The sequence below is a fragment of the Anaerotignum sp. genome, assembly GCF_030625865.1.
In the GTDB taxonomy this organism is placed as follows: domain Bacteria; phylum Bacillota; class Clostridia; order Lachnospirales; family Anaerotignaceae; genus Chakrabartyella.
This window is the reverse complement of record NZ_DAOUQB010000011.1, coordinates 12,669-32,980: the sequence shown is the minus strand read 5'-3', so window position 1 is coordinate 32,980 and position 20,312 is coordinate 12,669. Positions and strand designations below refer to the sequence as shown.

Below are 20,312 nucleotides of genomic sequence, written 5' to 3'. Positions count from 1 at the left end.
TAAAAGAAACTTGTTTAAAAATCTACACAATCCACTATTCTTATTACTTTTTCTATAAAAACCCAAAACTTGCACAACCTATTGTGTTTTTCTCCTTAAAAAACAGTCACCCTCCACTACCCCTAGCACATTTTTAATGAAAATGAATATTGTATTTTATATCATTTAACAGGGGGTATCGCATATGCCAAGCTTATCGGTTCACCTTACACCTATTCATTTTATCTATCTCATAGGCGTAATAAGCATTCTAGCAACAATGATACTCAGAAAAGATACACCCATAGTCTGTATCATTTTTATATTTATATTGGGACTGGTAAGCAGCCATAACTTAGCAGGCGGTATCCAATCCGTTTTTCATGCCGTATTATATGCCTCAAAGGAATTCATGGAAATCATTGCTACCATTGCCCTAGTTACTTCTTTATCCAAATGTCTGTCTGATTTAGGCAGCGACTATCTGATGATGCGTTCCATGTCTAAGATTATGAAAAACACCTATATTACTTGGTGGATTTTGGGGATTACCATGATGATTTTCTCTCTGTTTCTGTGGCCATCCCCTGCCGTTGCGTTGGTAGGCGCCATTTTAGTTCCTTTGGCTGTAAAAAAAGGATTGACTCCTTTGGCTGCCGCAATTGCCATGAATCTATTTGGTCACGGCATTGCTCTTAGTTCGGACATTGTAATTCAAGGAGCCCCTGCAATTACCGCTTCCTCAGCAGGAATAGAGCCACAAAATATTCTACAAACCGGAATGCCTCTTTTTCTTACCATGAGCATTGTTACCGTAGTTTCCGCTTTTATTTTGAACCGAAAAAATATGGTGGGTAAAAGCGGCAGCACCTTATATATGCAGAGCAACGAAGAAGTCCCGCTGAATAAACCAACAAAAGGGGCAATTTTTATTGCTATTTTTACCCCGCTGGCCTTTGTAATAGATATTATTCTAATGTTTGTGTACGATCTAAAAGGTGGAGATGCCACAAGTTTAGTTTCCGGAACAGCGATGATGGTCATGATTATCGCCTCCATTGTAGGCTTTAAGAAAAAAAGCCTTGAAAAGGTTACGGAATATATTAAAGATGGATTTTTGTTTGCTATAAAAATCTTTGCTCCCGTTATTATTATTGGCGGGTTTTTCTTCTTAGGCGGAACGGGTATTACCTATATTTTAGGGGAACAATATCAAAGCGGCATTTTAAACGACTGGGCAATTTGGCTTGCAGGTGTAACGCCGTTAAATAAATACGTTGTTGTTTTCATACAAATGTTTATAGGGGCATTAACAGGTCTGGATGGCTCAGGGTTCTCCGGTCTGCCTTTAGTAGGCGTATTGGCAAATACCTTTGGCACCACCATCAATTGCTCTATTCCTATTTTGGCAACCCTTGGTCAAATTTCAGCAATTTTTGTAGGTGGCGGTACCATTGTTCCGTGGGGGTTAATTCCCGTTGCCGCAATTTGCAATGTGAATCCCTTAGAATTAGCTAGAAAAAATCTACTTCCTGTGGGGATTGGATTTTTATTTACCTTTATCTTAGCTTGTATATTAATTTAGCATTTAGGAGGCGTATACTATGTGCGGCATTGCCGGATTTTTTAATCCTCAAAAGAACTATCTAGAACAAAAAGACTATTATACAAAAATACTGGAAGAAATGTACACGGTACAGCGTCATAGAGGCCCTGATGACTGTGGCACATTCTTAACGGCAAATCTTGGTTTTTCCCACGCAAGGCTTTCCATTATTGACTTAAAAACCGGTCATCAGCCAATCACAAAAACTGTGGGCAGCAAAACTTGGGCTATTGTTTACAATGGAGAGCTTTATAATACCCAAGAACTACGCGGCGGACTTTTGGCAAAAGGCTGGACTTTTGAAACGAATTCTGATACCGAAGTCATTTTAGTTAGCTATATGGAATATGGCGCTGATTTTGTAAAACAGCTCAACGGAATTTTTGCCTTTGCCATTTATGATCCAACTAAAAATATGATGCTCCTCTACCGAGATCGTTCCGGAATAAAACCGCTGTTTTACTCTATTTTTGATAAAGAAGTTGTATTTTCTTCTGAAATCAAAGGCTTGTTTGCCTACCCGGGTATCGTACCCCAATTGGATAAAGAAGGGCTCAACGAGGTATTTAGCATTGGCCCGGCAAAAACCTATGGGAAAGGTGTGTTTAAGGGCATTGATGAAGTGCTTCCCGGCCATTATATGACATTTTCTCCCTCAGAAATCCAAACAAACTGCTATTGGAAGCTGGAGAGCCATGTCCATGAGGATGATTATGAAACAACCGTTGAAACAACAAAAGAGTTGCTGATTGATTCCATCAAACGGCAAATGGTATCCCATGTACCCATCTGTACTTTTTTATCCGGCGGCGTAGATAGTAGCCTTGTTACTGCCGTATGCGCTAAGGAATTGGCAAAAAAAGGCGAGCAGCTTAACACTTTTTCTTTTGATTTTGTTGGTAATGATAAATTTTTTAAAGCCTCATCCTTTCAACCATCGCAGGATAGACCTTTTGTAGATATTATGGTGAAATATTTAAACACCAACCACCGCTATTTGAATTGCAGTATTCAAGATCAAACCAATTGTCTAAAAGATTCCGTGGATGCCAGAGATTTGCCTGCAATGGCAGACATAGATTCTTCCATACTTTATTTTTGCTCAAAAGTAAAAAAATATAATAAAGTTACTTTAACCGGGGAATGTGCCGATGAAATTTTTGGCGGTTACCCTTGGTTTCATAAAAAAGAATGCTTTGAAGCAAATACCTTTCCTTGGACCATGGACTTGGAAGCACGAAAAGTATTGTTGAAAGATGATTTTATTGAGTATCTTGATATGGATGATTATGTTGCCAAAACCTATGCAAAATCTGTAGGTGAAACCCCAAAATTGGCAGAAGATACCCCAGAAGAAGCCCGCAGACGGGAGATTGCATACTTGAATCAAAAATGGTTTATGCAAACGCTATTGGATCGTATGGATCGAACCAGTATGTATAGCGGCCTGGAAGCAAGAGTTCCCTTTGCAGACCATAGACTGATTGAATATGTTTGGAACGTCCCATGGGATATGAAAACAAGAAATGGTGTGGTAAAGTCATTATTAAGAGAATGTGGCATAGGGCTGATTCCTGATGAAGTATTATTTAGACGAAAATCACCTTATCCCAAAATTTACGACAAAAACTATGAAAACCTTTTGTCATCCATGGTATTGGAAATTATGAAAGACTCTACTTCCCCCGTATTACAATTTTTAGACCGCAAAAAGGTGGAAACCTTCATCACAAGCCCATCTGATTATGGAAAACCATGGTATGGTCAGTTGATGGCCGGCCCACAAATGTTAGCCTATGTTGTTCAAATTAATTATTGGATGAAAAAATGGAACATCAAGGTCGTGTAAATCTTTTATTGTTTCATTAATTGGGAAATATAATTGCAGCTATGCCTCTCTATATTTAAAAAATACGGCACAAAACGGATTTTCTACCATCTTGTGCCGTATTTTATCTTTCCGTCATTCCATTATTGAAGCCCTTGCCTTGATTTCTTCTTCTTATCCCAATTTCTTGATAATCTATAAGACATTCCAGATAAAGTTGGTTTGCCTTTTCCCAATTAACTACCCTAAACCAATCATCAATATAGTTCCCTCTTAAATTATAATGTTGTAAATAATAGGCATGCTCCCATACATCTAAGGCAAAAATGATACAATATCCTTGCGCAATGGGACAATTCTGATTTGGTGTTGTTATTACTTTCACTTTTTCTTTATCAAAGACCAACCATGTATAACCGGAACCAAATACACCCATCCCTGCTTTTTTAACAACATCCTGAAAATTATAAAAATTTCCAAACTGGCCATTAATTACTTCCAATAACGTATTCTTTGGTGTTAAATCCGAAGGCCTTTGCAGCCCATCAAAGTAGAAGCGATGATTGTATACTCCGCCAGCATAGTTTCTTATCGGTATTCTTAGTCCTTCCGATAGGTTATCGGCATTTATAATTAATTCTTCCAGTGTCATTTGTTGCAAAACAGGATAATCCTTCAAGATCAAATTTAGTCTGTCGATATAGCTTTGTAACTGTCGATCATGATGTATTTCCATGGTTCTTGTATCAATATATGGCTCAAGTGCATCATAATCATAGGGTAATGGTAAATTAACAAAGGGATACATATTATTTTCCATATCTTATCCTCCCTATTCTCATATTACTCTAAAACTATTCATAAAAAACCTATCCTATGCCGGAATTTAGTTATTAATTCGCACAATAAAAAACCTGTTCAGACCAATGTCAAAACAGGTTTTATTCTTTCAAATTTTCTGTTATTTAAATAATTATCCTTTGGTTCGTTCAGCATACACTTGATAATCCTCTAGCCATCTTTGAAAAGCATTGTCATTTCTATGATCAGGCAAGTCATAAGTGTTATCCAAATAGGCTCCAAACCATTGTGAAAGCTTTATAGAGCCCGATAAATTCATATGTCCTTGGTCATAATAGTCCTTTGCAAGGTCTAAATTTAATTGACTTCGGATTTCCTCTGTGTCACAATCCAAATATTCTACACCCATTTCTTTTGCAAACCCCTCCACTGCCGCACTTTGTTCATAACTCCATGACATTTTGGGCAAATGAAGGATCATAACGGGTATATTTTTTTCCTTGCAAAGATTGATGGTTTTTTCTATATAGCCTTTCGCAGCTTCATTAAAAGCAGGTGCAGCTACACCGGAAGGCTCCATAAAATTTTCCGGATATGCCAAGGGATCACCGCCACGAAGATAAACATTTCCTTTTTTAAAAGAATGCTCCATTAAAGGTGTTGGCTCTGCCTCAGCCCAATCAACCTCTTTCCATCTTTCATGGTAACGAAACAACGGGAACATATAGGACAACAAGGTTTGCCTGTCATCCGCTGCCGTAACCTCTTGAATGATTTGAAATTTATACTTGGACATTTTCATACCATCCAATGACCGTCGCAAATCCCCTTCTCGTTCCGCATAATCATAATCCAGAAAAATATTGTCGCATAAAAGCACAACTAATTCTGGGGTTTGATATTCTAAAGATTCCTCCAAAAGCCCATAAGTAACAGATGGCGCCTGTAGCGCAGATGCCCGAACATAGCTGGTAAACCCATCCTGCTCCCACATGACCATAGGAGACACCCCTCTTAAAATAGGACTGCTTCCCATAAATAATACATCAATGGAATCCTTGGGTTCATCATAAAAAGCATGAATTTCGTCAGACTCATCATCCGGGCGACGCAAATAATCTGACATATTGGAAAATAGCATAGAAAATATTACAAAAAAGGCAACACACCTTGTCACAATTTTTAAACATCCTTTCATACTAAAACCCCCTATAAATAAAGTCGGAGGCGTTATAATTCAAACCATATACGCCAAACAAAATTAATGAGAAAATTGCTGCCAAATAAATGATCCAACGAAATAACAAATTTTGTTTGGATAGCGCTTCTCGAATTTGTATTCCAGACTCTTGCAGCAAGCTGATGCACAAAAGAACAAGGGTTGAAAATAGCAGCACCCACAAATCTTGTGTATCAAGCCCCAGCTTTAAAAGTCCACCATTGGTCAAAATATCGGCATCCCAATTACGCACCATGGAATGCATCAAATAGGCAGAAGCACTGACTCCGGGCGCTCTTGTAATAATTTTACCCAAGGCTACTAAAATAAACGTTCTCAGCACTTGAAAAAAATGCCAGCTGAAGCATTCTGTCTTGATTTGGAGTTTTTCCATGAGCTTTTTTAAAGGCTGATCAAACAAAATTCCCAAAACAATTAACGTACCGTTGTAAAAGCCAAAAGCAATATACTTCCATTCTGCCCCATGCCAAATACCAATTAGAAAGAATACGATAAACTGAGGAATTAATACGGGCAACAACTTCCCTATGTAATTCCCAAAAACCTTACGTCCTTTTTTGCCTACCTTCATAAAAAACTTGGACAAAGACAGCGGGTAAAACACATAATCTCGGAACCACGCACCCAAAGTAATATGCCATCTACGCCAAAAATCCGGGATACTGGTAGCCAAATAAGGTCGCTCGAAGTTTTTTTCCAATTGGATTCCTAAAATCTGTGCCGCACCCGTGGCAATATCAATCCCCCCGGAAAAATCTCCATAAAGCTGTATACAATAAATCACAGCCGCTACTGCAACATAAGTACCCCCAAAAGTTTCGGGAAAACCAAAAACCGTATCCACAATAACTTTGGCCCGATCTGCAATCACAAGCTTCTTAAAAGCCCCCCAAAGCATGAGCTGTACACCGAACTTTACCCGTTCAAAGGAAAAAGAATTGGGACGATACAGCTGTTCCGCTAAATCGTTAAATCTGCCAATTGGTCCCTGAACAATCTGAGGAAAAAAAGAAATAAATAAAGCAAACTTCGCCAAATTACGTTCAGGCTCATATTTTTCTCTATAAACATCAATCAAATAGGCTACCGACTGAAAGGTATAAAAAGAAATACCCAAAGGCAATAAAAAACTTCGTATGGGAATCTCAACACCCATGGATAATTTTGCAAACAAAGCGTTCAAATTTATTCCCACAAAACCCGAATATTTTAAAACTGCCAAAATACCAAAGTTAAAAAGCAATGCAGGAATTAAAACTCTGCGTTTCTTTTTTGTAAAGTTGGACTTCCAAGCTTTTTTTTGCTCTTTATCCAAGTCTTTCTTTGCAACGGCAAAGGCCGCCTTGTTTTTTGCAGCCATATTTCCCAACTTAAGTCCTGCAAAATAAATTGTTATTGTCGTTGCCAGTAAGTATATAAAATACCATGCCCCCGCCATAAAATAAAAGATATAATTAACGATCAAAAGCGTTACCCAACGGTAACGCTTCGGGGTCAGGAAATATGAAGTGGCCGCCAGCAACAGAAAAACCACAAATTGTACCGAAGTAAACGCCATAACCCAATCTCCTTAAAAAATCAATCTTCCTGTAGTCTTTCCACCAAAGCCATAATCGCCTCAACAGAATTAAAATTTTCGGGAACAATGTCCTCTGCGCCTACTTCAATATCATAAGCATCACACAATTCCCCAACCAAAGATACAATGTCAAAGGAGTCCAACTCACCGCTGTCCACCAATTCTTTGTTCTCCTCAAAATCTACATCTGGTCTTAATTCTACTAAAATTTTCATTAATGTTTCCATGTCCTCATTATCCTTTCTATTATGTGGTTTTTATCATTACGGGTGCTACCCTACCATCAGGCAGAAACCCAAGTTTCTCATACATTTGCAGAGCCGGAGGATTATCCGTTCTTACCCAAAGAAGGAATTTTTTTGCTATGTCCCTTTGGGCTGTAAACCAATCTTTTACCAGTCCTTCTCCAATTCCCAGGCCTCGTGCCTGGGGCATGACCGCAATATGCCAAAGCATACTCCCTTGTTTTATATCACCAAAATGTAAAAATCCTAGAAGTTTTTGATCTTTACATGAAATCAACACATTTTGCTTTTGAATATCCAAAAGCAGCTCCTCTTTTGTAGGCAATGCAGATGAATAAGGCTCAAAACTATCCTGCATCAACTGAAAAATTTCTTCAAGCATCTCCTCAGATGCAAAAGTAACCTTTCGTTCTTCAAAAGTAATATTTTTCGACGCCAGATACATTCGTTTCCGCTGCAAATAAGGCTTAAATCCAATCCTTTGCCAGCTATCCTCGGAAGGAACACGTTCCTTGGCAGCCAAAAGCACTTCTTCCAGTATCATTGGTTTCCCATACTCAGGCAGTACCTCTGGAATTTTTCCCTTTTCCAAAAAGTAATATAACCGATAGAAGGATTCTTCTTCTATAAAAAAATACACGCCACCCGTAAAGTCCACCCGACTGATCTTCTTATTTCCAACGAAAAAAAGCGCTTCCTCCTCAGAAAAAAAGAAGTTTGTTCGTTCTCCCTTTGAAATCCTGTTGATAATTTCTTGCCAAAAAGCCTGTCCATCAATCATCTTTTTTATCATAATACTCCTTAAGGCGCAACCTGTCTATCTTTCCATTTAAAGTATGAGGCATTTCCTCCAACAAAATCATAATGTTGGGAAACATATATTTGGGCACCTTATCCCGTAATTTGCCAAGAATATAGCGTTGTGTTGCCTCCTGACCACAATAGAACAATACAATTTTCTGGCTATCCGTATCATAAATACATGCACCGCTTGCCACCAAATCAATGGAATTCACTGCCGCTTCAACTTCTCCCAACTCAATGCGATGGCCCATATGTTTAATTTGATGGTCTTTTCTTGCCAAAAAAACAATTTCCCCATATTCGTTATACTTTGCCACATCCCCAGTTTTATATATCTTTTCCGGATAATGGGGATTCAAGGGATTTTGAATGAAAGCTTCATCTGTTTTCTCTGGGTTATTATAATACCCAGGTGCAAGACATCTACCACGGACGCAAAGTTCCCCCGTTTCTCCCTCTCTTGCCAAATGATCCCCATTTAATATAAAAATATCCGTATTTCTGCAAGGGAATCCAATGGGCAAAGGTTCATCGTCTGCAAATTCCCTGTCAACAATATAATACGTGCAATCCACAGTCGTCTCTGTAGGACCATAAATATTTGCAAAAAGAGCATTCGGATATTTTGCCCGCCACATATTATACTGCTTTGTGGGCATAATTTCACCACAAAAAGCAATTTTTTTCAAAGATTCTGGGGCGACTTTTTCTAATGCCCCTGTGTTTGCAACAATACAGAAGGCGGAAGGTACCCAATCTACATAATTCACTTTTTTTTCTGCCACATATTCCATCAGCTTCATGGGAAACGAAAACAACTGCTTCGGAATAATTTCCATAGTGGCACCTGTTTTTAAAACAGCATAAATATCTTTGACAGAAGAATCAAAATAAAAAGGTGCTTGATTCCCTATAATTTCTTTATCTGAAATATCAAAAGTTTCCGTATACCATTCTGTTAAGTTGATGACAGATTGGTGAGTAATAACCACCCCTTTTGGTATCCCCGTGGAACCCGATGTAAATAAAGCATACAGAGGATCCGCATCGATAGCAGTTTTGCGAACCTTTTCTAAGGCTTCTTCATCCACCTTGGTTTCCACGATTTCTTCAAATACAATCATTTCCCCCTCGTATCCCAAGTAAGTTGCTGCCTTTTTGCTCTTCTCATCTATCAGAAGCACTTGGGGATGTAAAGTCTGAAATATGGAAAGAACTCGCTCCTTTGGCATCAAAGAATCAATAGGCGTGTAAAAATTACCGCTGTACGCACAGCCCAGAAAAGCAGCCACGGAGGAAGGTGTTTTTTCCATCATAACTGCCACCGGCGCATTTCTTTTTCCATATTTCAATAAAAAAGTTCCTATCTTCTTGCTAAGAGTCAATAGTTCTTGAAAAGAAAGGGATTCTTCCTTACCGGAAAAGGCTATTTTTCCAGGAAATTTTGCGGCTATTGCCTCTAAATATTCCAAAACATTTCTAATCATATTTTCTCCTCGATCCATAAAAGGTGTTCCACTGTAAATAACAGGAATAACTCGATTTTGAGTATAGCATTTTGATTATTCCTCGTCAAGACAAGAGAGCAAAACGGCGTAATCTTTCAAAAATCCAAACAAATGAAAAATCCCGGGGACGAGAAAAATCAAATGCTAACCGACTTATTTTAAAAAAATGAAGCGCTACACACGGGGAGTGTATACGCTTCAATATTCGTATTATTGCTCTGTCTCTCGCATGGTAAAACAAGACTTTGCATAAATAATACCTTTTCAAATCACAAATTTTTGTAGTGATATTATTAGATTTATTGGGGTTTGTCATATTGTAGGAAGCTCATTTTTTCCATAATCAAATGAAATGAGTCTCCCCTAAAAATCCACAAAAACGCAATAAAACTGCTCAATTACATACTTTTTATTTTGCACGTTGAAAAGTATATCATATGGCTCCTTACATGACAATAGTTTTTTCCCTCCCATTTCCTTGCAAAATCCCCTGCTTTCTGCTATGATTTAATTGTATAATTTTATATAATGTCATAAAGGAGCTGTAATTATTATGTCCATTGATAAAGTAAGGGCATACTTTAAAGAAATGAATTGCCCTCATGAAGTATTAGAATTTACAACATCCAGCGCTACTGTTGAATTGGCAGCGCAAGCAGTTGGAGTTATTCCTGCACGCATCTCTAAAACCCTTTGTCTCATGTCAAAAGAAGGGCCTATTGTCATTGCAGTTGCAGGTGATGCCAAAATTGATAATAGAAAATTTAAAGATACCTTTGGTTTAAAGGCAAAAATGCTTACACCGGATGAAACCCTGGAAGCCACCGGACATGCTGTTGGAGGTGTTTGCCCTTTTGCTCTGCCCGAAGGCACAAAAGCATTTGCGGATGTCTCAATGAAACGTTTTGAAACCGTTTTTCCCGCTGCAGGTAGTAGCAACTCCGCCATCGAATTAACTTGTGACGAATTATTTCACTTCGGAAAATGCAATGAATGGGTAGATATCTGTAAAGGCTGGGAAGAATAGAGGTGAAAAAATGAAAATTTCAACCAAAGGGCGTTACGGTATTCGCCTAATGCTTTCGTTGGCAATTCATTACGAAAAGGGAACCCTTTCCTTAAAAACCATTGCCAACGAGCAGCAAATTTCAGAAAAATATTTAGAACAGATCATCAATCCTCTTACCAAAGCAGGGTTGGTAAAAAGCTTTCGAGGAGCACAAGGCGGGTATATCCTTTCTCGCCATCCAAAAGAAATTACAGTCGGGGAAATTTTACAGGTCTTGGAAGGCTCTCTTTCCCCTGTGTCTTGTGTAGACTCGCCCACCTGCCCTAACTCTGACAGTTGCGTATCCCTTTCTCTTTGGAAGCGAATGAAAAATGCTTTGGATGAGGTTGTAGATAATACAACGTTAGAGAGTATGGCAGAAGAATATTTGGAAAAAGAATTAGGAAACCCTAGGAACAATAAATAAGTCCATTCAAGGAAACTTTTGAGCTTTTTTTTGAAAATCCTATAAAAGTCAAGAAACAAGAAAAAACTTCTTACATTCTATCGCCTTAAGTATGAAAAACCCTTTTTTATGGCAAATCTTCTGCCAAATAAAAGGGGTTTTTTATTCTCCAGTTTCAGTAAAATTCTATGGTCTCCCAAAACATATAAACAAAACTTATTATCTTAGTAAGGGCATAAATCCCGTCAATTTATTAACCTTTTTCTTTCCTCCATAAATTGCAACTCCCAAATAAGTATGTTCTCTTTCCGGTATGCCTGCTGCTTTGGTAATATACTCACTGTACAAATTACAGCTTTGCGCCACGTCAGAAAAATCAACAACCACTAACTCATGAAACTCAGGCGCATATAACCGTTCCCTTAATTCCTTTAATATGTCCTTATTGCCTTTTAACATTGCAATTGGCGTTGTTATAATTCCTAAATGTTTTTTGCCTGTAGCATCTGTAACATCTCTTCCCACATTTTCAGGAGTATACTTCCCTAACGTTACCCCTAAAATAGCAGAGGTATTGGCTATGACACCCATTGGCAATTCTGAATCAATTATCATAACACATTTCATGGCGGAATCATTCATTTTGTAGGACTCCCTCTCTCTTTAATACAATTTTGTTCTGTGAAATAAACAGCCCAGCCAATGTAAGTAAAATTCCCAATACTGCTGTAGCAGTGACCTTTTCGTTTAAAATAATGATAGATGTAACAACCGTTACAACAGGAACTGCATAAATATATACACTTGTTTTTACTGCGCCTAATATTTTAACCGCTACGCTCCAAGTGGCAAAGCATACCGCCGAGGCACCCAATCCTAAAAATAATATATTGAATAAATTTACAGGCTGAATAAGCAAATGAATATCTGGGTTAAATTTAAAAATATATAGGGTTGGTATCATAAAAACAAGTCCGTAGAAGAAAATTCTACGAGTTGTTTGTATTGTGTTATATTGAAACTCACTGATTTTCTTAATTAAGATTGAATAGATGGCCCAGACTGCAGATGCAAAAACAGCCAAGATATCTCCATAAGGGTTTAACTTTAGAACATGAAAACCGTTAAAGCTAATCAAAAAAATCCCCACTAAAGCAACAAGGAAACCCACAAAAAATTGTATTTTCAGCTTTTCACCATCTAAAAACAAATGGGCAAACAGCGCAGTAAAAAAGGGCGCAACTGAAACAATAACGCCAACATTAGAAGCAAATGTATACGTTAATGCAATATTTTCTAATAAAAAATAAAGTGTAACGCCACATAAACCCGCAGCGGCAAAATACAGTTCTTGTTTTCTCTCACTAATTTTAAGCCTGTGAGGATAAGCCACTGACAATGCAAACAATCCAATTGTAAAGCGCAAAAAAAGTATTTCAATGGGGGTAAATGCCTTTAATAGCACCTTTGTTGATATAAAAGTAGTCCCCCAAATTAAAATGGTAATCATGGACAACACATGTCCACCAACTTCTTTATTTTTATCCATAATAATCTCCTCTGCATTCATAGTTAACTACCCCTTATCCTTAAATATGTTTCCATATTGTTTTGGAGTCAGACCTATGAATTTCTTAAAAAAATTTGAAAAATGGCTTTGATCACTAAAACCGGTTTGAAACGCCACATCAATTGGCAAAACACCTTGCTCCAAGAGCTTTTTCGCTTTGTCTATGCGAATGGTCTCCAGATAGCTATAAGGCGAAATTCCTTTTTCCTTTGTAAAAAATCGTATTAAATAATATTTACTTAGTCCGGTCAAATCACATAAATCATTTAGCATGATGTTGTTCCTATGATTTTTCTCCAAAAACTCACATATTGCTTTCACTTCCACGCTTTGCTCTGCTTTTGATGATAGCATTTTGTCAGTATACTCTTCAATCAACTGCTCTAAAAGCAAAAAAAATATTTCTTCCTTTCTGAAATCTTTCTCTTCCTGCATGATAATCAAATGCAACTCCTTTAGCATAGGAAACAATTCACTATGAAACACCACAGGTGTTGCAAAATAAGGCAAATCCTCCTGACCTGTTATCTCACAAATAATCTTTCTCATAATTTTCGGCTGAATATTGATACAGCGGTAATCTAAGGTTTTACCATCAATTTGTTCACAGGTATGGTTATCTCCGGGGTTGAACAGCAACAGATCCCCCGGCTCTATGGTATAATCCTTGTTTTTACAAAATAAATGCCTGCTTCCCCTTTCGATAAATCCAATTACATAATAATCATGAAAGTGGTTGGGAAATTTTTGCATAATTCCTTGAAAATGATAGGCTTCCACCTTGAGCTCAGTATCAAATTTAACTGTTCTTATTTCTTTCAATGGATTTCCTCCTTTCTAGTAATTTTTATGAAGTTTACCACATACCCTCGTTTTTTTCTTGCAAGATATTGCTTTTTTTGAATAACAAAATCCTCCCATGGCTTTTCTTTCCATAGAAGGATTTCCCATATGAGCTATATTTAAGATTTACTCACGATCCAAAATGCAATTTATATCTTTTTATCAGGATCCACTATCTACTCCTTCATAAGTCATAACTTTCTACAATTAACTTGTATAAAAACAAATAGGTTTCTTATTCTTATTGTAAAATTTTCATATTTTCACATAACTTTGCATGAAATTATTTATTGGCGATCTGCACTGGGTGTTATTTGCTGAATGGAATATTTTAAAACAATCTGAATATTGGGAAATTCTCTTCGAAAAGTTTTCAATAATCTCTGCGCAACCATATTTGCCGATTCACTATTGGTATTAGGCAACATAATCAAGTATTGATTTACACTGTACCTGGCAAACACATCTCCACTTCGTACGTTAAACTGAACCGTTGTTTTTAAGGCATCCATGGCTCGATTCAAAACTCTCCTGGATGGAATACTAATTAAATTTTGATCCACCACGGAAATTAAACATAACGTAGATGAATCTCCAGTTCGCCCTATACTTCGAGACTCTAAATGGTAAACAAGTTTAAAAAACTCATATTCACAAAAAACACATCCAATTTCTCCCTTGCTTTCATCCAACTTGTTTTTTATAACATTCAAATCCAACTCTGGCGTCTTTATTGTCTTCACAACGTCCTTATATAAAGCCAAAAGTTCCTCAGAAGGACTCACTCCCAGCTCCCTCATAAACAACTCAGTCACATGATGATATAAATCCAAAGCCTTCTCCAATTGTCCGGTACAAATTAACACTTGAATTAAATAAATATACAACTGTTCCTCATAGGGTTCCAATCCAATGGCTTTTTGACAAACAGAAGATATTTGATCATACTTTTTATGTTCCAAAAGGATTTTAGCCAGTTCCGTCACCACCCGATTATACAAAGAACGATAATAGGTGGCTATTGGTATAACCCAGCCTTCCGATGATTTTTTTTGCAAAAAATGACCTTGATATAAATTTTCGGCTTGTAGCAGCAAAGACATTTTCCTGGAAATATCCTCTGTTTCCTGTTCGCTTTCATAAATAAGCCTTTGAAATTCATCTGCGTCCATAATACATTTATAATCTTGATTCCATCCATAGGCTCCATTGCGATATAATATCATTTGTCGGCTATTTGCAAAATCCAAATCATCTAAAGTGTCACGAACACGATGCATCAACACCTTTAAAGTATTGATTGGATCACGAGAATTGCTCTCCGGCCAAAGTAATTCTATCAACTCATCTTGAGAAACAAAGCGCTTTCTATGCACAATAAGATATTCCAGCAGTGTCCACACCTTTTTCGAGCGGTTCGTTTGATCGGAAATAATGCTGTCACCATATTCAACTGTAAACTCTCCAAACAAAGTTACTCTAAATTCTTCGTTCACCTGTCTCCCCCTTTTTGTCCTCCACCATTTGAAAAATATCCATGCAATAAATAATATGAAAAAATACATCCCTCTCCTTGTTTACCTGGCACTTATCTAATTTAAATCGTTTAAATATTGTAGTACGCATTTTAGTTTTTATTTTAATCAGTGAGGGAACCTGCTTCTTAGCAGAACATTGTTACTTGTTACGCAATTTAATAAAGAAACACCGTTTTATATGAGACCGCCGCCTTACCGTTTCTGATTCAAACGAAGGCGTTTTTCCAAAAGCTCCGGATGAAGGGCATACTGTAATGCCGTTTCTACGGTTATTTTTCCACTTGTGACAAGTTCATATAAACTACTATCCATAGAAACCATGCCTTCTGCACCTGACATTCCAATTACTGATTCTATTTGATACACCTTAGATTCTCGAATCATATTACGAACAGCATTGTTCATATGCATTATTTCAAAAACAGGAATCAATGTGCCATCCACAGTAGGAATCAATTGCTGAGAAACCACAGTTTGTAGTACCATTGACAACTGAACACGCACCTGTTGTTGCTGATTTGGCGGAAAAATATCTATAATACGGTCAATGGTATTGACGGCCCCCACCGTATGAAGGGTAGAGAGAATGAGATGGCCTGTTTCCGCAGCAGTCATGGCAATTTGTATCGTTTCATAATCTCTCATTTCTCCAACTAAAATAACATCCGGGGATTGCCTTAAACTGGAGCGTAGGGCAGAAACAAAATTCGCTGTATCCAGACCGACTTCCCGCTGGCTAACAATGGATTCCTCATTGCGATATAAAAACTCTATGGGGTCCTCCAAGGTTATAATATGATCGCTTCTTGTCTCATTAATCCTTTGCAAGATACAAGCTAGAGTTGTAGATTTGCCATTTCCCGCAGAACCTGTTACTAGGATCAACCCCTTTTGCTTTGTTGCTAAATTCACAACTTCTTCCGGTATTCCAATAGCCTGATAATCCGGTATTCCATAGGAAACAATGCGCAGGACAGCAGCCAACGATCCTCTTTGCTTATAGCAATTCACCCTTAGTCTGGCTAAATCGGGAACAGAAATGGCAAAATCATCATCCCCATCCACTGACAAACGACTTAGCTCCCGGTTTGCAAACTTATAAGCCTCTTCCACCAATTGCTTTGAATAATCGGGCATTACCTTTTCATCATTTAACTGAAAGATCATTTTCCCTTTTTTATATGACAATGGTTTGCCGGCAACAATAAAAATATCCGATGCACCAAGTTCCTTTGTTTGCTTTATTACTTCTAAAAATGAAAGCATAGGCTGCCCCCTAATCATTCAATACTTTCCCCATCCCAAACTTGTAAATCCTCGTTGGCAACCCATTCTTGGGTGGCCTGAACACTCCAGCGCTCAATTGAAAAAGTATCACCCACGGAAATAGTTACAAACAGAGCCTGACTTTCATCAATTGGACACCAATATGAAAAGTATATCTCATTTTTTTCCAGTTGGCAATCCACATTATTCTCCTTAGCGAAATCCTGCAACTGAAAACTGCTTTTATTTTCTTTCCAAAGTTTCCCTATATTATTGGCAATCTCACTGCAATATGTTTCTGCCTGATAATAATTCTCTATTGCTCTTGCAGATTTTTCAGCTAATTGCTTTTCGTTAATGGCAGTGCCCAATGTAATAACAGAAAATATTGTAAGACACAAAACAGTAAGAATTACCACCATAGACACAATACCGATACTAATTTTAGGACTTCTTTTCTCATTCACCAAAAATCACCGCCTCGGTTTTTAAAGAAAAAAGTTCTTTTTCTTGATCCTGTATTTGGATATCCGCATTTGCACCTGCAATTTCCATGGTAAGGGTAAAAGCAGCATTCTTTTTCGTAAGGTTCCAATCCTCGTCATAAAATAATTGCAACTTGTTATCTTGCAAGCTTGCCTGCAAAAGCTCAGCAGTTTGCTTCAAATCGCCCTTTGTATTCTGCCAGTATTCTGCCGCCTTTTGGGTCTCCAAGCAGGCTTTATCTAAATTATAGCTATCCTCTGATATTTTTTTCCCTTCCACAAAAACTTTTAGGCAAATGCTTGCGGAAATGGCAAATACCAATAACATAATCACTACTTCCATTAAAAATAAAGGGGTTTTAGATCGTGTATTCATTTCAATTCCCCCTTTCCTTGCTGTGTATATCTAGAACAGTTACTTCTTCCTCCTCCTTACAAGTACAACGGACAAATAGCATCTGATTTTCTAAAGATATCTTAAAATTATCAATAGGCATGATCTGTTGTCCATCTTGGGGGAGAAACTGCCCATCTGCACTGCAAAATAATTCCATTAAATACCCATCAAAAGAATAAATATACGTAACATATTCCTCCCCATCATAGGTATCATAAAGGGCCAGTGCATCAACAGACTCTAACCTTCCCATGCCGATTCCATCCTGCTTATCATAATGGCGAACCTTTGCCGAAATATAGTTTATACAAGTTGTTGTGGAAAACTGAGCATCCAAAACAGAGGAAACTCTTTGGTAAACCCTCGCCCCTGCAAGCAACGTTGCCAACATGCAAGCAGTAAACAGAAAAAATAACAAAAGATTCGGTATCGTTTCTAAAAAACGAGTTTGTTTTTTCATGCTTCCCCTCATTTCTCAATTACAGTAACATCCGGCATCATATTTGATGCAAAAATATCGTAAAATATCGCATACTTTTCCTCGTCAATTTGAATGCCGTAATTCTCTTTCAAATATTCATAGCTTGGCGGATAGACCCCCTCTAACGCATAACATCGAATTGCGCCATTCATAATACTTTCTTTTGCAATTCTAAGTGCCTCCTGCTCTTGCACCATTTTCGTCTGATGCAAACCAAAAAAAATAAATCCTCCCACTACAAAAAATAAACAAAAGGATAAACCATATTCTTTTATTATACCTAGGCTTTTTTTCATTCTTCTCACCTCTTATCCCAGAGAGCTCATGATGCCTACTAAGGGGAACATCACAGAAAGGAGTAGAAAGCCGACTAACAACGATAAAATAACAACCACAGCAGGCTCTACCATAGATGCTGTTTTTGTTAGGAGCAAAGAGGAATCCTCCTCCGTTCTCCTTGCAATTTCCAATAATATTTCATCAATATTACCGCTTCTTATGCCTATAGCAAGCATACGGCAATACATTGGTTTTAATAACCCTTCCTCCTCTACCGCCTCTGCAAAAGGCATACCGAGCTGTGTTTTTTCTTTACATTCATGTATTTTCGTCCAAAAAACAGTTTCTGCACAAAACTCTTCCGCTATTTCCAAGGCTCTGTTTGTATCCAAACCACTGCTTATAGTCATAGACAAGACCGAAGCAAACTGAGCTTCCGCTGAAAATCTTCCCAATTTCATTTTTGCCAAACGGCGTTGAGAAAAGTTTTTTATTCTACTTTGAACCCATTCAACTCTCCATGCTAAAACTGCCAAAACAACAAAAATTCCTATAATCAGCAATAATAAATTCTTACTTTGTTTTAAGGCTACACCCATATGCAAAAAAAACATAGCACTTGCCGGAAGGGTTCCACCTAATTGGGCAAAAACACTCTGAAAGATTGGCAAAACCTCTGTCAATAAAAGAATCACAACAGCTAGCATCATCACAAAAAGCACCAAAGGAAACATCACTGTTTCCTTAAGCAACCTGTGGGTTCTAATCCTCTGATCGTAGTAGCAAGACAAAGAGGCAAAACATTCTTCCAAATGTCCTGTTTCCTCACCAATATAAATCAGCTTTAACAAATATGGAGGAAATACTTCCCCTTCCAGCATAGTCTGATGGAGAGAAACACGTTGTATTGTTTTTTCGTATAAAGACAATAAAAACTTCTTTTTCTTTGACTCCTGTTCATTTTCTGATAGGATAGAAAAACCTTCCGCAACGGACATACCCGCCTTTAAAAGCAATGAAAACTCAAGGCAAAATGCGGAAAGCTCTTCATTTGACCAATATCTTTCTTTCATAAAAAAACCCCCATATACACAACGAACCGCTGAAACTCAGCGGTTACGTTTATCCCGTACTATTAAAATTAATATAAATATTTTTCCTTATAGTTCTTTGCATCCCCGATATATTTCATAATCGCATCGCTGGAATTCCCGCTGGAAGCAAAGGTAGGATCCATCAGCCGCCAAGTGGTACCATCGAAGAAAATAATCCCTTCAACCCATCCGGTTTCCGCCGTATAAGTAGAAATCCAAGCATGGTATACCGAACCGGTATAGCCTGTAACCAGTTTTGTGGGAATCCCCTGGCTTCTAAGCATAGATGCCATAACTGCTGCATAATCAAAGCAAATACCCTTTTTTCCATTCAAAACATCATCAACAACAGGAACATACCCACTTTGTACCGTTTGTGCCTTTTGTTTGTCATAAGTTATATTTTTTACAACATAATCGTAGATGATTTCAACCTTCTCAATATCATCGCTGCAATCCTTCACGAGAGAAGAAGCCAAACTTACCACCTGACTGTTTTCGTTGTAATTTACATATTGATTTGGGCGTAAAAACGGTGCAAACTCATCTTTCAACGAAACCTGAAAATTTTTGGAAAATAATGTGCTATACTTTGTGGCTGCAATATTCTTATATACACCAAGGGAATATTTCCCACTGCCATCTGAAAGGATAAAAGTCTCATAATTTCCCTTACTACTTAAATTGTAGGTATACTTCACACCACTTGGGCCAGTCAAAATCACCTTTAATTTTGAAGATGCATTGCCTGTATACTTCACCATAACATACCCATCAGCAGTATTGGAAGCATCCATGGTAACATCATTACTCCCACTAGCTGTATATACTATCGTGCCTGATGCCTGAGGTTGCTGAAAAACGTCAGCCTTGGGATCCCCCGATAAAGGCACCATAGGCTCAGCCAGAGCTTCCTCCAACTCAAAAGAATCCTTCTGATTATATAACTCTATCGGAAACTGGGCAGTTTCTTCTTCCTGTGTATTCGTAGCAGTAGAACTTCCACAACCCGAAAGAAGCAAACCCATCAAAGAAAAAAACATAATGAAATTTTTAAAATTATTTTTCATCATCTTCTCACCTCATTTCCTTACCTATATTTACTAAATTTTAGCACAAAATAAGTAAACAGTCAATGAAACCCATCGTTTTTTGCCTTGCTAAAATATTTTTATTTCTGCCTTTTGCCCTTTGAATTTTTTAATGGCAGACATCTTTTTTTGTAAAAAATATATGGATTTATTCAGGTTAATCTTCTAACAAATATTTTCACAAAATCAGCCATTTCCTTATCTTGATAACGAAAGTCCTCATC

General features: G+C 37.6%; 21 protein-coding genes. 4 read left to right on the top strand and 17 right to left on the bottom strand.

Going from position 1 to position 20,312, the window contains the following annotated elements:
• Window positions 1-184 precede the first annotated feature (184 nt).
• Both P9Q65_RS04810 and asnB read left to right on the top strand, forming a co-directional pair.
• Window positions 185-1,564 (top strand): citrate transporter, encoded by a 1,380-nt coding sequence (locus P9Q65_RS04810; protein WP_304508237.1) that lies wholly within the window; start codon window positions 185-187, stop codon window positions 1,562-1,564.
• Window positions 1,565-1,583: 19 nt separating this feature from the next.
• Complete coding sequence (gene asnB, locus P9Q65_RS04805) at window positions 1,584-3,434, top strand: asparagine synthase (glutamine-hydrolyzing) (protein ID WP_304508236.1); 1,851 nt, start codon at window positions 1,584-1,586, stop codon at window positions 3,432-3,434.
• A gap of 103 nt (window positions 3,435-3,537) precedes the next feature.
• Here asnB and P9Q65_RS04800 read toward each other — a convergent pair whose 3' ends face one another.
• The 6 genes from P9Q65_RS04800 to P9Q65_RS04775 form a co-directional block, all read right to left on the bottom strand.
• Window positions 3,538-4,233, bottom strand: coding sequence for a superoxide dismutase (locus tag P9Q65_RS04800; RefSeq protein WP_304508235.1), 696 nt, complete (start codon window positions 4,231-4,233; stop codon window positions 3,538-3,540).
• A 153-nt stretch (window positions 4,234-4,386) separates the two neighbouring features.
• A complete protein-coding gene (locus P9Q65_RS04795; protein WP_304508234.1) occupies window positions 4,387-5,412 on the bottom strand; it encodes a hypothetical protein in 1,026 nt (341 codons plus the stop codon).
• Window position 5,413: 1 nt separating this feature from the next.
• Window positions 5,414-7,012: an MBOAT family O-acyltransferase gene (locus P9Q65_RS04790; RefSeq protein ID WP_304508233.1), complete on the bottom strand. Its 1,599-nt coding sequence runs from the start codon at window positions 7,010-7,012 to the stop codon at window positions 5,414-5,416.
• Window positions 7,013-7,032: 20 nt separating this feature from the next.
• Window positions 7,033-7,260: an acyl carrier protein gene (locus P9Q65_RS04785; RefSeq protein WP_304508232.1), complete on the bottom strand. Its 228-nt coding sequence runs from the start codon at window positions 7,258-7,260 to the stop codon at window positions 7,033-7,035.
• Between the two features lie 19 nt (window positions 7,261-7,279).
• Window positions 7,280-8,071 carry a GNAT family N-acetyltransferase gene (locus P9Q65_RS04780; protein WP_304508231.1) on the bottom strand — a complete coding sequence of 264 codons (792 nt, stop codon included), beginning with the start codon at window positions 8,069-8,071 and terminating at the stop codon, window positions 7,280-7,282.
• Window positions 8,052-9,569, bottom strand: coding sequence for an amino acid adenylation domain-containing protein (locus tag P9Q65_RS04775; protein WP_304508230.1), 1,518 nt, complete (start codon window positions 9,567-9,569; stop codon window positions 8,052-8,054). Before P9Q65_RS04775 ends, P9Q65_RS04780 begins: the two co-directional genes overlap by 20 nt.
• A 574-nt stretch (window positions 9,570-10,143) precedes the next feature.
• On the opposite strand from P9Q65_RS04775, the gene P9Q65_RS04770 reads away from it, so the two are divergent.
• Both P9Q65_RS04770 and P9Q65_RS04765 read left to right on the top strand, forming a co-directional pair.
• Window positions 10,144-10,617: a YbaK/EbsC family protein gene (locus tag P9Q65_RS04770; RefSeq protein ID WP_304508229.1), complete on the top strand. Its 474-nt coding sequence runs from the start codon at window positions 10,144-10,146 to the stop codon at window positions 10,615-10,617.
• Between the two features lie 10 nt (window positions 10,618-10,627).
• Complete coding sequence (locus P9Q65_RS04765) at window positions 10,628-11,065, top strand: RrF2 family transcriptional regulator (RefSeq protein WP_304508228.1); 438 nt, start codon at window positions 10,628-10,630, stop codon at window positions 11,063-11,065.
• Between the two features lie 198 nt (window positions 11,066-11,263).
• On the opposite strand, the gene P9Q65_RS04760 is transcribed toward P9Q65_RS04765, so the two are convergent.
• From P9Q65_RS04760 to P9Q65_RS04710, 11 genes are all read right to left on the bottom strand, one after another.
• A complete protein-coding gene (locus P9Q65_RS04760) occupies window positions 11,264-11,686 on the bottom strand; it encodes a DUF2000 domain-containing protein (RefSeq protein WP_304508227.1) in 423 nt (140 codons plus the stop codon).
• Window positions 11,679-12,593, bottom strand: coding sequence for a DMT family transporter (locus P9Q65_RS04755; protein WP_304508267.1), 915 nt, complete (start codon window positions 12,591-12,593; stop codon window positions 11,679-11,681). Before P9Q65_RS04755 ends, P9Q65_RS04760 begins: the two co-directional genes overlap by 8 nt.
• 27 nt (window positions 12,594-12,620) lie before the next feature.
• Window positions 12,621-13,436, bottom strand: a complete 816-nt coding sequence (locus tag P9Q65_RS04750) for an AraC family ligand binding domain-containing protein (RefSeq protein WP_304508226.1) — start codon at window positions 13,434-13,436, stop codon at window positions 12,621-12,623.
• Window positions 13,437-13,744: 308 nt separating this feature from the next.
• Complete coding sequence (locus tag P9Q65_RS04745; RefSeq protein WP_304508225.1) at window positions 13,745-14,953, bottom strand: BTAD domain-containing putative transcriptional regulator; 1,209 nt, start codon at window positions 14,951-14,953, stop codon at window positions 13,745-13,747.
• 234 nt (window positions 14,954-15,187) lie between these two features.
• The gene (locus P9Q65_RS04740) at window positions 15,188-16,261 is read right to left on the bottom strand and encodes a type IV pilus twitching motility protein PilT (protein ID WP_304508224.1); all 1,074 of its coding nucleotides are present in this window, start codon (window positions 16,259-16,261) and stop codon (window positions 15,188-15,190) included.
• Window positions 16,262-16,275: 14 nt separating this feature from the next.
• Window positions 16,276-16,728: a hypothetical protein gene (locus P9Q65_RS04735; RefSeq protein WP_304508223.1), complete on the bottom strand. Its 453-nt coding sequence runs from the start codon at window positions 16,726-16,728 to the stop codon at window positions 16,276-16,278.
• Window positions 16,721-17,122, bottom strand: a complete 402-nt coding sequence (locus tag P9Q65_RS04730; protein WP_304508222.1) for a hypothetical protein — start codon at window positions 17,120-17,122, stop codon at window positions 16,721-16,723. Before P9Q65_RS04730 ends, P9Q65_RS04735 begins: the two co-directional genes overlap by 8 nt.
• Before the next feature lies 1 nt (window position 17,123).
• A complete protein-coding gene (locus P9Q65_RS04725) occupies window positions 17,124-17,603 on the bottom strand; it encodes a DUF4860 domain-containing protein (protein WP_304508221.1) in 480 nt (159 codons plus the stop codon).
• Between the two features lie 8 nt (window positions 17,604-17,611).
• On the bottom strand, window positions 17,612-17,920 hold the full coding sequence (locus P9Q65_RS04720) for a hypothetical protein (RefSeq protein ID WP_304508220.1): 309 nt from the start codon (window positions 17,918-17,920) through the stop codon (window positions 17,612-17,614).
• 12 nt (window positions 17,921-17,932) lie between these two features.
• Window positions 17,933-18,976: a type II secretion system F family protein gene (locus P9Q65_RS04715; protein WP_304508219.1), complete on the bottom strand. Its 1,044-nt coding sequence runs from the start codon at window positions 18,974-18,976 to the stop codon at window positions 17,933-17,935.
• Window positions 18,977-19,044: 68 nt separating this feature from the next.
• Window positions 19,045-20,070, bottom strand: coding sequence for a transglutaminase-like domain-containing protein (locus P9Q65_RS04710; protein WP_304508218.1), 1,026 nt, complete (start codon window positions 20,068-20,070; stop codon window positions 19,045-19,047).
• Between the last annotated feature and the right edge of the window lie 242 nt (window positions 20,071-20,312).

Excerpts from the sequence above, each read along its gene's own strand:
- P9Q65_RS04755 (WP_304508267.1), bottom strand. The coding sequence starts at position 12,593 with ATGGATAAAAATAAAGAAGTTGGTGGACATGTGTTGTCCATGATTACC.
- P9Q65_RS04790 (WP_304508233.1), bottom strand. The coding sequence starts at position 7,012 with ATGGCGTTTACTTCGGTACAATTTGTGGTTTTTCTGTTGCTGGCGGCC.
- P9Q65_RS04765 (WP_304508228.1), top strand. The coding sequence starts at position 10,628 with ATGAAAATTTCAACCAAAGGGCGTTACGGTATTCGCCTAATGCTTTCG.
- P9Q65_RS04800 (WP_304508235.1), bottom strand. The coding sequence starts at position 4,233 with ATGGAAAATAATATGTATCCCTTTGTTAATTTACCATTACCCTATGAT.
- P9Q65_RS04780 (WP_304508231.1), bottom strand. The coding sequence starts at position 8,071 with ATGATAAAAAAGATGATTGATGGACAGGCTTTTTGGCAAGAAATTATC.
- P9Q65_RS04810 (WP_304508237.1), top strand. The coding sequence starts at position 185 with ATGCCAAGCTTATCGGTTCACCTTACACCTATTCATTTTATCTATCTC.
- P9Q65_RS04770 (WP_304508229.1), top strand. The coding sequence starts at position 10,144 with ATGTCCATTGATAAAGTAAGGGCATACTTTAAAGAAATGAATTGCCCT.
- P9Q65_RS04760 (WP_304508227.1), bottom strand. The coding sequence starts at position 11,686 with ATGAATGATTCCGCCATGAAATGTGTTATGATAATTGATTCAGAATTG.
- P9Q65_RS04730 (WP_304508222.1), bottom strand. The coding sequence starts at position 17,122 with ATGAATACACGATCTAAAACCCCTTTATTTTTAATGGAAGTAGTGATT.
- P9Q65_RS04725 (WP_304508221.1), bottom strand. The coding sequence starts at position 17,603 with ATGAAAAAACAAACTCGTTTTTTAGAAACGATACCGAATCTTTTGTTA.
- P9Q65_RS04775 (WP_304508230.1), bottom strand. The coding sequence starts at position 9,569 with ATGATTAGAAATGTTTTGGAATATTTAGAGGCAATAGCCGCAAAATTT.
- P9Q65_RS04795 (WP_304508234.1), bottom strand. The coding sequence starts at position 5,412 with ATGAAAGGATGTTTAAAAATTGTGACAAGGTGTGTTGCCTTTTTTGTA.
- P9Q65_RS04785 (WP_304508232.1), bottom strand. The coding sequence starts at position 7,260 with ATGGAAACATTAATGAAAATTTTAGTAGAATTAAGACCAGATGTAGAT.
- P9Q65_RS04710 (WP_304508218.1), bottom strand. The coding sequence starts at position 20,070 with ATGATGAAAAATAATTTTAAAAATTTCATTATGTTTTTTTCTTTGATG.
- P9Q65_RS04715 (WP_304508219.1), bottom strand. The coding sequence starts at position 18,976 with ATGAAAGAAAGATATTGGTCAAATGAAGAGCTTTCCGCATTTTGCCTT.
- P9Q65_RS04740 (WP_304508224.1), bottom strand. The coding sequence starts at position 16,261 with ATGCTTTCATTTTTAGAAGTAATAAAGCAAACAAAGGAACTTGGTGCA.
- asnB (WP_304508236.1), top strand. The coding sequence starts at position 1,584 with ATGTGCGGCATTGCCGGATTTTTTAATCCTCAAAAGAACTATCTAGAA.
- P9Q65_RS04720 (WP_304508220.1), bottom strand. The coding sequence starts at position 17,920 with ATGAAAAAAAGCCTAGGTATAATAAAAGAATATGGTTTATCCTTTTGT.